The sequence below is a fragment of the SAR202 cluster bacterium genome (assembly GCA_016872285.1).
Classification (GTDB): domain Bacteria; phylum Chloroflexota; class Dehalococcoidia; order Lucifugimonadales.
Window position 1 is genome coordinate 26,791 of record VGZZ01000023.1, and the last position, 14,254, is coordinate 41,044.

The window sequence follows — 14,254 nt, forward strand, 5'->3', positions numbered from 1 at the left end:
TAGAGGCTGGCGGTGGGCATAGACCCTTCGCGGGGCTCAGGATGACAGGACCCTTTTTATTACCTACCCTCAGAATGTTTAGCCAACGCTTTGGGGAGGGCGCATCTGGCTGTATGGAGTGTAATGGTGGCAGGCGGATTGTTGAGGTTTCTCGACTGCGCTCGAAATGACGGAAAGAGAGTGGCCCGCCGAGTACTCGGCGGGCCACTGGGCTTAATGGGGATGGGGATTACTTGGACTTTTTGACGCGCTGGAGGGCGCGGCCCAGGCGCTGGCCGATGGCCTCCAGTTGGTCCAGGGAGGCGTTGGAGAAGGCCATGCGGCCGTGGGTCTTGTCGGTGGACTTGTCGAGGTAGAACTCTTTGCCGGCGGTGTAGAGGAGGCCTTCCTTGGCGGACTCGCGGAGGACGTCCTCGGTGGCGGCGTTGGGGGTCTCGAACCAGAGGAAGAAGCCGCCGGTGGGCTTGTTGAACTTGACCTGGGGGCCGCAGTTTTCCAGCAGGGAGGTGGCGAGGGTTTCGTTCTTCTTGGCGTAGACGGCGCGCACCTTCTTGATGTGGGGTTCCAGCTTGCCGGAGCCGATGTAGGCGTCCAGCATGTGGATGAGGAGGGGGCTGGTGCCCATGTCGAAGCGGACGCGGCCCATGGCGTCGATGTAGTCCTTGGGGGCCTGGACCCAGCCGGCGCGGAGGCCGGTGGCGATGACTTTGCTGAAGGTGCCTAGCTTGAGGACGCCCTGTCCGCCGGCCATGGCGTACATGGAGGGCGGAACGGGGTCGTCGAAGTAAAGCTCGGAGTAAGTGCAGTCCTCGACGATAAGGATTTCGTTCTCGGCGCACATCTTGATGAGCTCGGCGCGGCGGTCTTCAGGGAGGACGGTAGCGGTGGGGTTCTGGTAGTCGGGGGTGACGTAGAGCATTTTGACGCGCTTGCCCTGCTTCTGGGCCTTCTTGATGGCGGACTCGACGGCGTCGGGGTTGATGCCCTGGTCGTCGACCTCAGCGCCGACGACATTAGCCATGTGGCCCTGGATGGCGCGGGTGGTGCCGGAGTAGTTGGGGTCTTCGATGATGACGACGTCGCCGGGGTTGATGAAGGCCTGGGCGATGTTGTCGAGGCAGCCTGAGCCGCCGTTGTGGATGATGACGTTTTCGGGCTTGACGGGGAGGCCGTCCAGCCTGGTCTGACGCTGGGCGACGATGTTGCGGAGGCCGTCGAAGCCCATGACGCCGCCGTACTTGAGGGCGTCGGAGGGTTTTTGGACAAGGACCTTCTGGAAGGCTTCCATGATGTCTTTGGAGGGGAGGGTGGGGGAGTCGGGGATGCCGCCGGCGGCGATGATGGGGTTGGGGTGGTCGATTTTCCAGCCGGCGCCCGCGGCGGTGGCGCTGCCCGCGCCGATGGTGCGGGCGGAGTCGGAGAAGATATTGTTCATGTTAACGTTTTGCCACTTCTTGGCGGCTTCCTTCGGGTTGTTGGCTTTTTGCGGCATTTTTATCCCCTTTCGTGTCCTCTGGAGAGGAGGTTTATGTTTTAGGCAAGGCTGTTAGAGTTCGTAAGAGTCTATCATATTGGGGGTGAGTTGTAAGGGGAGAGTCTGATCCCTCCGCTGAAGCGCTCTAACATGAAAAGCCGGCCTTGTTCATAATCGGGATACCATCCCCTGGCCCCTTCCCCGACTGCATCGGGACTGAGTACAGCCTGCTGGAAGGGGAAGGGAAAATAAGGACCACCTCATCATCCCCCTTCGACAAGCTCAGGGCAGGCTCTATCCCCCTTTTCTCCTTTGCAATAGGAGAAGAGGGAGCACCAGAGGGGAAGGGCCAGAGGAAGCGTGGATTGTCGAAATATGGGCGCCGCTGAACGGATGACACGCTCAGGATTTCTTCAGCGAGCCTTTCGTGTGTCGAGATGGGTGCGTGCGGATGCGCGGGGGTAACTGGGGCAGGGAAGGGTAGGATGGGTGGAGGAGAGGCGGCCGGGGGTTAGGCGGCAATTTGCTGCTGCTGGACGGCTTCTGCGTATTGTTCAAGACCGGCGGATTTTTTGGCTTTGATTTCTATGAGGAGGCCGCACTGGAGGCACTGGAGGTAGGGGCCGTAGATGTCACCGTTGAGAAATAGGTCGCCGCGGCACTTTTTGCAGGTCTTGAGGTAGATAGCCATTGGGGGGATTTACTCCTTCTAAAGTAGGATTTTGCAGCCAATTGCTGTGCCTAGCCGGGATACCATCCCCTTAATCCCCTTTCCCGACTGCATCGGGACTAAGTACAGCCTGCTGGAAGGGGAAGGGAAAATATTTACCACAACCCCCTCCTTCGGTCCGCTGGAGGCGGACTCAGGACGGTCCGATTGCATCGGACTCCGCGATATATGCTTAAAGGTAGCGGAGCGTCTAACTCCCCCTTCGTCCTTCGGGGGATACTCGGGACAGGCTCTTTCAGGCCGAAGGGGGAGAACCAGACCGAACAACTCAGGCCACTGTTAATCCAAGGATGCATTAGTTCAGGCTCACGTGGTATGCGGGGCGTTTGAAGGCTTCACGCATGCCTTTGAGGGCTACGCGCTGGGTCTCCCGGATGGCGCCGATACGTTTTCCCATGATGGAGCCGACCTCTCGATAGGTGAGGCCGGCGCCGAACCGGAGGGCGAGGACTTTGCGCTGGTTGTTGGTGAGGCTGGAGAAGGCGGAGCGGACGGCTTCTTAGGAAGGCATGAAAAGGAAGGCCCCCTGGTTTTGGCCAGGGGGCAAGGTTTTTGTTGGTAGCGGGGGTTGGACTCGAACCAACGACCTTCGGGTTATGAGCCCGACGAGCTGCCACTGCTCCACCCCGCGTAACTATTGGTGCGGTTATGAGCCCGATCCGCCTGCGGCGGACCACTGCTCCACCCCGAGTCGATTGTTAAGAGTGCGGCGAAGTCCTAGTTGGACTAGTTGATGCTACACCCTGAGGAGGGAATTAACAAGAGAAAAGTTTTTAGTTTGCGGCTTTTAGCGTGGGTCAAGTCTGTCGGCTGATTAGTACCGGTAAGCTTAAAGCATTGCTGCTCTTCCACCTCCGGCCTATCAAGCAGGTAGTCTTCCTGCTGCCTTACCTCCCGGCAAGCCGGGAGAGGGAAGCCTAATCTTGGAGAGGGCTTCGCGCTTAGATGCCTTCAGCGCTTATCCACACCGCACATGGCTACCCAGCAATGCTCCTGGCGGAACAACTGGCACACCATAGGTGCGTTCCTTCTGGTCCTCTCGTACTAAGAAGAAAACTCCTCAAGCTTCCTCCGCCCACTGCGGATAGAGACCGAACTGTCTCACGACGTTCTGAACCCAACTCACGTACCCCTTTAACCGGCGAACAGCCGGACCCTTGGGACCTCCTTCAGCCCCAGGATGGGATGAGCCGACATCGAGGTGCCAAACCTTGCCGTCGATGTGAACTCTTGGGCAAGATAAGCCTGTTATCCCCGGAGTAGCTTTTATCCGTTAAGCCACGGCCTTTCCACGAAGAGCCGTAGGATCACTTTGCCCGACTTTCGTCTCTGCTTGGCTTGTAAGCCTCACAGTCAAGCTCCCTTATGCCAATGCACTCGTAGGACGATTTCCATCCGTCCTGAGGGAACCTTTGGACGCCTCCGTTACAATTTGGGAGGCAGCCGCCCCAGCTAAACTGACCACCAAGCAATGTCCCCTAGTTTTGCTAGGGTTAGAACCAGGACCACAGAAGAGTGGTATTTCAACGGCGGCTCCATCCGGACTGGCGTCCGGACTTCCAAGCCTCCCACCTATTCTACACATCCATGCTCCCAGACCAATGCCAGGATACAGTAAAGCTTCACGGGGTCTTTTTGTCCTGCAGTGGGTCGCTGGCATCTTCACCAGCTCTGCAATTTCACCGGGCCCTCCGCCGAGACAGCGGCCAAGTCGTTACGCTATTCATGCAGGTCGGAACTTACCCGACAAGGGGCTTCGCTACCTTAGGACCGTTAGAGTTACGGCCGCCGTTCACTGGGGCTTCAGTTCAGGGCTTTGACACCCCTCCCCTTAACCTTCCAGCACTGGGCAAGCGTCGGCTCCTATACTTAGGGTTACCCCTTAGCAGAAACCTGTGTTTTTGTTAAACAGTCGCCCGGCCATCTTATCTGCGGCCCCAGGGAGCTTTTGCGCGCGAGGCGCATGGCTCCCCGGGACGCCCCTTATCCCGAAGTTACGGGGCTCTTTTGCCTAGTTCCTTAGCGGAGGTTCGCCCGAACGCCTTGGGACATTTATCCCGGTCCACCAGTGTCGGTTTTCGGTACGGACACCCCTCTTCCTAACCGCGAGGCTTTTCTTGTCGGCATGGGATTGGCAGGATTTCCGTCCACCGAAGCGGACGAATTTCCTAGCCCCTCAGCTCGTAACGCCGGAGCGGATTTGCCTGCTCCGGCATGGCCTACGGGCCAGGACGCACCATGTCCAATGGGTGCGCCCTGCCTACCCTTCCGCGCCCCCCCTCGGTTTACGACGGAAGAACGGTGGTGTAGGAATATTAACCTACTGTCCATCATCTTTGGCTTTCGCCTACAACTTAGGACCGACTAACCCTACGCCGATAAGCGTTGCGTAGGAAACCTTGGACTTGCGGCGTCAAGGATTCTCACCCTGATTAACGCTACTCATTCCAGGATTCTCACTTCCCCCTGCTCCACCAGGCCTTACGGCCTAGCTTTACTGCTGGAGGAACGCTCCCCTACCTATCAGACCGATTAATTCGGTCTGATACCACAGCTTCGGTGGCAAGCTTAAGCCCCGTTACATTTTCCGCGCGGGACCCCTCGACCAGTGAGCTGTTACGCACTCTTCAAAGGATGGCTGCTTCTAAGCCAACCTCCTGGCTGTCTGGGGAACCCTACCTCGTTTCACACTTAGCTTGCTCTTAGGGACCTTAGCTGGTGGTCTGGGCTGTTTCCCTTTTGACCCGCAATCTTATTACCGCGAGTCTCACTCCCAGAGAACGGATAGACGGCATTGGCGGTTTGGTTGGGTTTGGTAAGCTCACGCCCCCTAGCCCATCCAGTGCCCTACCTCCGTCCACCTATAGTCTGAGGCTGCACCTAAATGCATTTCGGGGAGAACTAGCTATCACCAGATTCGTTTGGCATTTCACCTCTACCCACAGCTCATCCTGAGCTTTTGTACTAGCAATAGGTTCGGGCCTCCAGTGCACGTTAATGCACCTTCACCCTGGCCATGGGTAGATCATCTGGTTTCGAGTCTGCTCCTTGGGACTGGTCGCTCTATTCGAACTCGCTTTCGCTACGGCTACAGGACTCCAGTCCCTTAACCTTGCCCCACGAAGCAACTCCCTGGATCATTCTTCAATAGGCACGCCACCATCCCTCTTACGAGAGACTGTGACATTCTGTAAGCTTACGGTTTCAGGTCTATTTCACTCCCCTTCCGGGGTGCTTTTCACCTTTCCCTCACGGTACTGGTTCGCTATCGGTAGCCAAGGGTATTTAGCCTTGGAAGGTGGTCCCCCCAGATTCCCACGGGATTTCCCGTGTCCCGTGGTACTCAGGAAAACGCGAGGAGTCCCATCCCTTTGGCCTACGGGGCTATCACCCGCTATGGCAGTCCGTTCCAGGGACTTTCAGCTAGGAGTGGGATTTGTAACTCCTTGAGGAGGCTGAGGCCTCCTCCCACGTTTCCTACAACACCTCTGAGACATAGGCCCTCAGGCCACTAAGTCCCGGAGGTTTGGGCTATTCCCGTTTCGTTCGCCACTACTAAGGGAATCTCTTTCGATTTATTTTCCTCGAGGTACTGAGATGTTTCAGTTCCCCCGCTTACCTCTCCGATTTGCATCGGAGCAATGCGGCTCAACACCGCATTAGGTTTGCCCATTCGGGTATCCCCGGCTATGCCTGTTAGACGGCTCACCGGGGCTTATCGCAGTCTTGCCGCGCCCTTCATCGGCCCTTGGCTCCAAGGCATCCACCGTAAGCCCTTAGTAACTTGACCCACGCTAGAAGCCACAAACTAAAAACTTATTCTCTTGTTAAAGTGCAAAAATAAGGGCGGCTCAGTTGCCCAAGCCGCCGCTTAGGTGTCTTGAGACCTTTGTTACCGCTATGAACTGTTATGCAGTTGTTTCATTAGCCCTCGTATTATATAGGCCTGCGCAGAGTGCGTCAAGGGTTTTTAAACTTATTTTGAAAAGTGCTCAGGCACTGGTTTACAGCTTCGTTGTCACTGGGGGGGGCGCGTTGCTATACTCGCTGGCTAGAGTTTTGCCGCCAGCGGGAGTGGGCCTGTCCGTTAGATATGAAGTATAGATATGAAGTATAGATCGGTTACTGTTGAAGCGCCGGCGACGACGGCGAACCTGGGCCCCGCGTTTGATGCCATGGGCGTTGCCCTGGACATCTGGAACTGGCTAACGATGGAGGCCGGCGGCGAGTCCCGGGTGGAGGTGGAAGGCCAGGGGTCGGGAGAGCTGCCAAAGGGACGCGAGAATGTGGTGTACGCAGCAGCGCTGCGTCTGTTTAGGGAGGCGGGTGTTGAGGCGCCGCCGCTGAGGATTAGGTGCCGCAACAAGATTCCGTTGAAGAGGGGGTTAGGGAGCAGCTCCGCCGCCATTGTGGGCGGACTGGTAGGGGCCAACGCGCTGCTGGGGAATCCGGTGTCGCAGGAGAGGATGCTGGCGCTGGCGGTGGAGATGGAGGGGCATCCGGACAACGTTACCCCGGCATTGCTGGGCGGCGCGCAGATTGTAGTGACCGATGGGAACAAGCTAGTGACTTCGCCGGTGAGGATGCCGACGGACTTAAAGGTTGTGTTGTACGTGCCCAACGGGACAATATCGACGGCCGAGGCGCGAAAGGCGCTGCCCAAGCAGGTAAGCCGCGAGGACGCGGTATTTAATCTGGGGCGGGCGGCCTTGCTGGTGAACGCGCTGGCGTCCGACAGGCCGCAGGATCTAAGGGCGGCCACGGAGGACCGGCTGCATCAGCCGTATCGAGAGCATTTATTTCCAGCGATGAAGGTGATTATTCGCGACGCGTTGAAGGCGGGAGCTTTGGGGGCGTTTGTGTCGGGGAGCGGGCCGACGGTGCTGGCGCTGGCGCGAGGCCGCGAGATGAGCATAGCGTATGAGATGGCGGAGGGGGCGCGGAAGGCCAACGCGCCGGGGGAGACGGTTATCACCAGGCCTACCGAGAAGGGCGCGCATATAATTGAGGCTGCGTAGGGGATGGCGCTGGTTGGCCTAATACAGTCGAGGAATAAAACGGCAGTGGAAAGTTGCCTTAACAAAGGACCGTTTAGCCAGGGTTTCCCCCTCATCTCGCCACGGCGAGTCTTCGACCTGCACCTTCTCCCATCAAGGGAGAAGGAGTTTCTTGGTACTACACGAGTTTTTACTTACCACAAGGCTCAATTAGCCCTAGGCGTTCAAGGAGTGGGATAGACATGGCGTTGGTCGTCCAGAAATATGGGGGGAGTTCGGTATCGGACGCGGCCAAGATCAAGAGGGTGGCGGAGCGCATCGCGGCCGTTAAGGATTCGGGCAAGAGGGTGGTGGCGGTGGTGTCGGCCATGGGGGACACCACGGACGACCTGATAAAGCTGGCGAGCCAGGTGTCCTCTAGGCCGGAGCCGAGGGAGCTGGACCTCTTACTGTCATCGGGAGAGGTAGTGTCATGCACGCTGATGGCCATGGCGCTGCGGTCCATGGGGCACAGCGCTATATCGCTGACGGGAATGCAGGCTGGGATACATACTGATACCACCTATGGGAGGGCGCGTATAAGTCGGGTGGATACCAGCAGGGCGCTGAGGGAGTTGGAGCAGGGCAAGATTGTGGTGGTGGCGGGGTTTCAGGGGTTCACCGAGGATATGGACGTGACGACCCTGGGCCGCGGCGGCTCCGACACGACGGCGGTGGCGCTGGCGGCGGCGCTGAAGGCGGAGCGGTGCGAGGTGTATACAGACGTCGAAGGCATATACACGGCGGACCCCCGGATAGTAAAGGGAGCGCGGAAGCTCAAGGAGATAACATTTGAGGAGATGCTGGAGCTGGCGGCTTACGGGGCGAAAATGCATCCCCGTTCGATTGAACTGGGTTGGGTCTATAATGTGCCAATCTACGTCGCGTCCACGTTTTCGGACGCGCCCGGCACTTTGATTCATGGAGATGCAGCTATGATGGAGCATCGTGTAAAGGTTACGGGGGTGGCCTACGACAGGAATGTGGCTAAGGTCACGGTACAGGGTGTGCCGGACAGGCCCGGCGTGGCGGCGGGCATTCTGGAGCCGCTGGCAGAGGTAGGAATTAGCGTGGATACGATTGTGCAGAACGCGGGCCGTGACAACCGTTCCGACTTTAGCTTCACAGTGGCCCGCACGGACCTCGCCGAGGCGGTGAGACTCGTGAAGCCGGTGGCGCAGCGGCTGGGAGCGTCGGAGGTGCTGACAGACGGGACGCTGAGCAAGGTCAGCATTGTAGGGGCGGGAATGTACAACACGCCCGGCTATGCTTCCAGGATGTTTCGGGCGCTGGCGGACTCAGGGGTGAACATTGAGATGATTACAACGTCGGAGATACGTATCACATGCATAGTGTCGGAGAAGAAGCTGGAGGACGCCGTCAGGGAGCTGCACAAGGCGTTTAACCTAGAGGCGTCTTAATGGCCTTGGGGGAGACCACTCAGCCGCCCTGGCTTTCCATAATTATTCCCGCTTATAACGAGGAGTCCAGGATTGGGCAGACGCTGGAATTGGTCACGGCGTATTTGAGGGGGCAGAAGTATTCCTGGGAGGTGCTGGTAGCGAACGATGGGAGCGCGGATGGGACGGCGGAGATTGTGAAAGGGGTGGGAAGCAAGTGGACGAGGGTGAGACTGCTGGACTTGAGACACGGCGGCAAGGGGTGGGCGGTGAGGAACGGGATGCTGCAGGCGAGGGGGCGGCTCAGGTTTTTGTGCGACGCGGACCTATCTATGCCGATTGAGCATATCGAGCGTTTCATGTCGGAGGAGGGGAGCAGGTGGGATGTGGTCATCGGGTCCAGGGAGGCGCCGGGGGCGAGGCGGATTGGGGAACCGTGGGGTCGGCACCTGATGGGCCGGATATTCAACACCCTGACGCGGCTTCTGGCAGCGCCCGGGATTAAGGACACCCAGTGCGGTTTCAAGCTGTTCAAGGACTATGCGGCGGAGCGTCTGTTCAGTTTGCAGCGGCTGGAGGGGTTTGGGTTTGACGCGGAGGTGCTGTTCCTGGCAAGGAAGCTAGGCTACAGCGTGGGGGAGGTGGGTATAGACTGGCGTTATCAGACTCGGAGCAAGGTGAGCCCGGTAAGGGACTCGCTCAGGATGGTGGCGGACCTGTTCAATGTGCGGTGGGCTTACCGGCGGGGCGTGTATAAGGACAAAGAGCAGCCCCAGTAAGAGACTAGGCTGGTAGGCTGAAAAAGCGGCTCCGCCTAGGGTATTGCTGGGAATACCGGCAGGCTGCTGGGACTTTTTCAGTAAATTGAGTCAAAAGGGACTTGACCAATTCCGCATCTTAATGTAAGTGTTAGTTATTGGCCGTATAACCTGTGAGAGAAAGGGGATGGGGGTAGCTATACCATGTCCATGGAACTGGCACACTCAATTGACGCAACGAAACTGCGTCGGGACAAGTCTAAGGAGGCGGTGCAGCTGGCGCTGGAAGGCAAGTGGCGCGAGGCTATCAACGTAAACAAGGATATCCTTTATTACTACCCTGAGGACGTGGAGAGCCTGAACCGGCTAGGGAAGGCCCACCTGGAAGTGGGCGAGTACCCGCAGGCCAAAGAGGCGTTTCAGAAGGCGCTGTCGATATCGCCGCACAACACCATCGCCAAAAAGAACGTGGCGAGGATAGCGCAGATGCCGCGGGGGGTGTCGTCGGCGCAGGAGGGCCGGAAGGTGGCGCCGAAGCTCTTTCTGGAGGAGAGCGGGAAGTCCGGGGTAACCTCCTTGCGCAGCCTAAGCTCCGCGAAGGTGCTGGCGGCCGCCGCCGCCGGCGACCCGGTGGAGCTTCAGGCTTCGGGGAACACGCTGTGCGCCAGGGGGAAGGACGGGCAGGCGCTGGGGCATGTGGAGACGAAGCTGGGGACGCGGCTGATGCACTTGATGAAGCAGGGGAACAGGTATGACGCGGCTATTTTGAGCGTAGACCCCGGGAAGGTATCGATTATTATTCGAGAGACGTACCACCACCCGTCGCTGATGGGGGTACAGTCGTTCCCGGCGACGGGGTCTGAGGAGTATCCAAGCTACGTCCGCGAAGCCGCGGTCAGCTACGACATTGAAAGCGAGCCTGACGACGAGCCGGAGGCGGACCCGATGTCCATGTGGACGGAGGACGGGGAGGAGGCGCCGGAGCCGATGCCGCGCCGCAGTTCCCGCTCGAAGGCGATGAGCGAGGAGGAGGAAGAAGAGGATGTGGAAGAGGAGGAAGAGTAGAGAGGAGTAATGCCAAGATAACCAATTCCTCTTTAACTTCCCCCTCGATTGGTATAAGTACTTAGGATTCAAACGGTTTAGTGAGACCAACCTGACAGCGAGAGAGATAACTGTGCTAGGCTCATGTGGACATCACCACTTGTGGTTCTCGCTAAAGCTCGCTGAAAACCCACAGTCAGCCGTGAGGATCGGCTAGACAACAGTCCCTCGATGAGGACATGGTCAACCCAAACCCGTGGAGAGAAGCCTACTCTTCTCTCATTAGTTCTCCCGGTTTCTATCCGCTACGCCCGTTGAAACCAGCCGGAGTTGAAACTTATGACAAATAGCGCAAACATTCTGGAAAGGGACAGACGGTTCAAGGCAGTCCGGGAGGCCATGGTCGACGAAGGACTTGTTGGTCTAATAATTGCGGGCCATGGCAGTAACTTCGGGCGGGGCTATATCCGCTACTTTGCAGATGTTCACATATGGGAGGACATCAGCTTAATATTCATACCTTTGGATGGCGATCCTGTGCACGTTCACGTCACATATTCCTTGCCTTCCATGCCTGACACACTCTGGATTCCCGACTTCCGCCAATGGCCCGAACCAGAGAAAGAGCTAGTTAAGGCCATTAGGGATAAGGGAGTCACTAATGGCAACTTAGGAATAGCAGGGTTCAAAAAGAGGTTTGCGATGGGCGTTTATGAAGCGCTCAAGGAAGGCATGCATGGCATAAAATTTGTCAATGCCGACAGGTTAGTTGACCGGATAAGAGCGTTGAAGAGTGACTTTGAGATCCAGAAGCTTCGGAGTCTATGGCAGATGTCCCAAGGCGCTATGGAGAGGTTTGTGGAGGTCGTAGGCCCGGGAGTGACCCAGCGCGAGGCTGCAGCAGAAGCTGCCAAAGTCATTCGAGCTGCCGGATCGTTCACCGATTTGACATTAATCCAGGAGGGAGCCTTCAAGGGTCTGCCCAAAGATGTGCCGCTCCGGTGTGACGACTGGATCAACTTCCACCTGGAGGTATGCGGGGAGAGTGGCCACTGGTCGGAGATAAACGTCGTTTGCGCATTCAAAGGGCCTGATAAGTTTGAACAGAAACTCATGGAAGCCGAATATAGCGCCCTGAAAGAAACTAGATCTGCAGCCAAGCCAGGGATAAGTCTCAAGGAATTAAATGAGACCTTCCTTAAAGTAATAACTGATAATGGATGGGAGTTAGGAGAGCCTGCTTGGCACTACTCGTTCCACGGCCAAGGAATGGACGCAATAGAGTGGCCTTATTTTACCCCGATGCCCGAGGGCTCGGAAGACACGATACTCGAAGAAGGTATGGTCTTCTCCTACCACCCACACCGCGACACTATTCCGGCCGTTCGGAGACCCCCCAAGATATTCGACGGTCTTGTTATTACAAAGACTGGAGCTGAGACTTTAACGACTGATTGGGATTTCCTCTGGCGGATTAAGAAATAACAATACCTAACAGAGATCAATTTAATTCCCAGTCATTTAATTACTCTCTAAGATAACCGTGGCGATTTCTGGACCGGCTACACCCATTTTCGTAGAAATAATTCGGTGTGATTCATCGGGTGGTGAAACCAGGATTCCTAACGAATTCAACAATTTACCGAGACTGACCCCCAGACACAGCCATAATAGAATGCAGAGGAGGCCCCGAATCTATTCGGGGCCTCCTCTTTTGCAAAGCGGCTAGTTTAGGATTCGGGAGCCGTAGAGGCGGGCGGGGTTGTCCCAGAGGATGTGGCGCTTGGTCTGGTCAGAGAGAGGCTGGTCTAGGAACTGGGGCAGAGCCTTGTCGGGGTCGGGGGCGTCGGAGTGGGGGTAGTCGGTGTTCCAGACGAGCTTGTTGTCGCCGATGACATCGACGGCGCCCTTGATGCCGAGCTCATCCCCGTCGCAGGCCACCCAGAACTGGCGGTGGAAGTATTCGCTGGGTTTCATGGGCAGGGGGGTCTCGTCGAAGAAGACGCCCTGTCGTCCAAAGATATGCTCGTCCAGGCGGCCCAGCCAGAAGGGGAGCCAGCCGGAGTTGCCTTCCAGGAACGAGCATCGCAGGTCGGGATTTCGCTCCAGGATGCCGGTGTAGATGAGGTGGCCCATGGAGATCATGTTCTCAAAGGGGAAGCCGATGGCGTGTTCCAGGGCGATGAGGACGCCCTGCTTGCCGGCGTAGCGGGTGCCGGTGTGGGGGCTGCCGCTGCTGACGCCGTGGAAGGAGATGGGGAAGTCGAGCTCCGAGGCCAGGTTCCAGACGGCGTCGTACTTGGGGTCGTCCCAGGTCTCGTTCTCCAGGGGCTTGGGCATCATCATGGTGACGGCGCCGAGCTTTTGGACGCATCGGCGGGCTTCAGAAACGATGCCTTCGATGTCCAGGGAGGGAATTTGGGCGACCATTTTGAGGCGGGAGGAGTCGGTGCTGCAGAAGTCGTGGGCCCAGTTGTTATAGGCGCGGACTAAGGCCCAGATTAGCTCGGGGTCCTTGCCCTGAAGCTTGGTGGGGCCGGCGTTGGTGCCGGGGATGCAGACCATTTTGTCCCAGCCGTACTTGTCCATATCGGCGAGGCGGGACTCGGCGCTCCACCAGGTGCGGAAGGCCTCGCCGTACTTCTGCTCGTTGCGCTCGGTGACTTTGGCGGGGCGGACGCCTCGTATGCCGCCGCCGTTGGGGTAAAGCTCGCCGGGCTTGTAGGAGAAGAAGCGGCGGCCCTGATGTTTGTCGACGACGGGGCGTCGGTCGTAAAAGGCGGGCTCGACATATTTGTCCCAGATATCCAGCGGCTCTTGCAGGTGGGCGTCAGCATCAATGACTTTGAAGCCGTTCTTCACTAAAGTCACTCCTTGGAGGGGATTTTTAGTTAATTATAGAGTGCGGGAGGGTGGTGTCAAACTTGGGGGCGCTGAGTATCCTCTTTGTAGAGATGGCACCTAGTTCTCGGTATGGAATACCATCCCCATACCCCTTCCTTTCAGACGCGTGATGCAAATAACACTCCTGGTAATAAGCGGGGCACCCTCATCACCCTTAGTCCCTCTTCTCCCGACTACGGGAAGAAGAGGGACAGAAAAATAGGAACCACAACCCCCTCCTTCGGCCAGGCTCAGGACGGCGTCTAACTCCCCCTTCGCCTTCCAGGCCGAAGGGGGAGAACCAGACCAGCCCCCCAAGTCCCCATCTGTGCAAAAGGCTAGTGGTTTCCCATGATCCAGCCCATGATAAAAAGGCTCAGAACTTCCTTGTTGTGCATCATTGTGCATCACGCGTCTGCTGGAAGTGGAAGAAATAAAAGAATCACCTCATCATTCCCTAGCCCCTTTCCCGATTGACATCGGGATTTCGTCCTTCATCCTCAACTTCTACAAGGTAGGAGAAGAAGGGGAACCTGATGGGAGGAACCCCGGCAATCCCTCCGATAAAATCTGACGGCGACAGGCTGGTATACTGGCCGCGATTATTAGAGATAAAACTGAGATAGAGGGACAGCGGGAGGCTCGAAGGACGGAATTCGCGGGGGAGCTTTTTGGAGGGATTGCGGGCAATTATGGGTGGCCCGCCAGAGTGTTTAGTTTCGGGCAGTATGACAGGTGGCACAAGCGGCTGGTCTTGGAGTTGGGTGACCTTTCGGGGAAGCGGGTGTTGGACTTGTGCACAGGGACGGGGATGGTGGCCCAGAGGATGGCGCGGGGGTGTTCGGAGGTGGAGGTGGTGGCGGCGGATTTGAGCGCGGCTATGCTGGCGGAGGCGAAGGAGAACCTGGCATTCGAGATAGCTAAAGGGC

At 57.5% G+C, this 14,254-nt stretch carries 10 protein-coding genes, 1 tRNA gene and 1 rRNA gene; 6 read left to right on the forward strand and 6 right to left on the reverse strand.

Annotated features, from left to right (window positions below):
- Nucleotides 1-229: 229 nt before the first annotated feature.
- The 5 genes from FJ320_07670 to FJ320_07690 all read right to left on the reverse strand — a co-directional run bounded on the left by FJ320_07670 (nt 230) and on the right by FJ320_07690 (nt 5,995).
- The gene (locus FJ320_07670; GenBank protein MBM3925850.1) at nt 230-1,492 is read right to left on the reverse strand and encodes a PLP-dependent aminotransferase family protein; all 1,263 of its coding nucleotides are present in this window, start codon (nt 1,490-1,492) and stop codon (nt 230-232) included.
- Between the two features lie 493 nt (nt 1,493-1,985).
- Nucleotides 1,986-2,165, reverse strand: a complete 180-nt coding sequence (locus FJ320_07675; GenBank protein ID MBM3925851.1) for a hypothetical protein — start codon at nt 2,163-2,165, stop codon at nt 1,986-1,988.
- A 334-nt stretch (nt 2,166-2,499) separates the two neighbouring features.
- On the reverse strand, nt 2,500-2,601 hold the full coding sequence (locus FJ320_07680; GenBank protein ID MBM3925852.1) for a hypothetical protein: 102 nt from the start codon (nt 2,599-2,601) through the stop codon (nt 2,500-2,502).
- A gap of 159 nt (nt 2,602-2,760) precedes the next feature.
- Nucleotides 2,761-2,835: transfer RNA gene (locus FJ320_07685), tRNA-Met, on the reverse strand.
- A 161-nt stretch (nt 2,836-2,996) separates the two neighbouring features.
- Nucleotides 2,997-5,995 (reverse strand): 23S ribosomal RNA (locus FJ320_07690).
- Nucleotides 5,996-6,310: 315 nt separating this feature from the next.
- Between FJ320_07690 and FJ320_07695 the strand changes: the two genes are divergently transcribed.
- The 5 genes from FJ320_07695 (at nt 6,311) to FJ320_07715 (ending at nt 11,927) form a co-directional block, all read left to right on the forward strand.
- Entirely contained in the window at nt 6,311-7,222 is a 912-nt protein-coding gene (locus FJ320_07695; protein MBM3925853.1) for a homoserine kinase, read from the forward strand.
- A gap of 221 nt (nt 7,223-7,443) precedes the next feature.
- A complete protein-coding gene (locus tag FJ320_07700; protein MBM3925854.1) occupies nt 7,444-8,661 on the forward strand; it encodes an aspartate kinase in 1,218 nt (405 codons plus the stop codon).
- 38 nt (nt 8,662-8,699) lie between these two features.
- Nucleotides 8,700-9,419, forward strand: coding sequence for a glycosyltransferase family 2 protein (locus tag FJ320_07705; protein MBM3925855.1), 720 nt, complete (start codon nt 8,700-8,702; stop codon nt 9,417-9,419).
- A gap of 183 nt (nt 9,420-9,602) precedes the next feature.
- Nucleotides 9,603-10,463, forward strand: coding sequence for a tetratricopeptide repeat protein (locus FJ320_07710; GenBank protein MBM3925856.1), 861 nt, complete (start codon nt 9,603-9,605; stop codon nt 10,461-10,463).
- A gap of 318 nt (nt 10,464-10,781) precedes the next feature.
- Nucleotides 10,782-11,927 (forward strand): aminopeptidase P family protein, encoded by a 1,146-nt coding sequence (locus tag FJ320_07715; GenBank protein MBM3925857.1) that lies wholly within the window; start codon nt 10,782-10,784, stop codon nt 11,925-11,927.
- A gap of 240 nt (nt 11,928-12,167) precedes the next feature.
- On the opposite strand, the gene FJ320_07720 is transcribed toward FJ320_07715, so the two are convergent.
- Complete coding sequence (locus FJ320_07720) at nt 12,168-13,304, reverse strand: amidohydrolase (protein ID MBM3925858.1); 1,137 nt, start codon at nt 13,302-13,304, stop codon at nt 12,168-12,170.
- A 730-nt stretch (nt 13,305-14,034) separates the two neighbouring features.
- On the opposite strand from FJ320_07720, the gene FJ320_07725 reads away from it, so the two are divergent.
- Nucleotides 14,035-14,254: methyltransferase domain-containing protein (locus FJ320_07725; protein ID MBM3925859.1), on the forward strand; the 220-nt coding region annotated here is incomplete at its 3' end.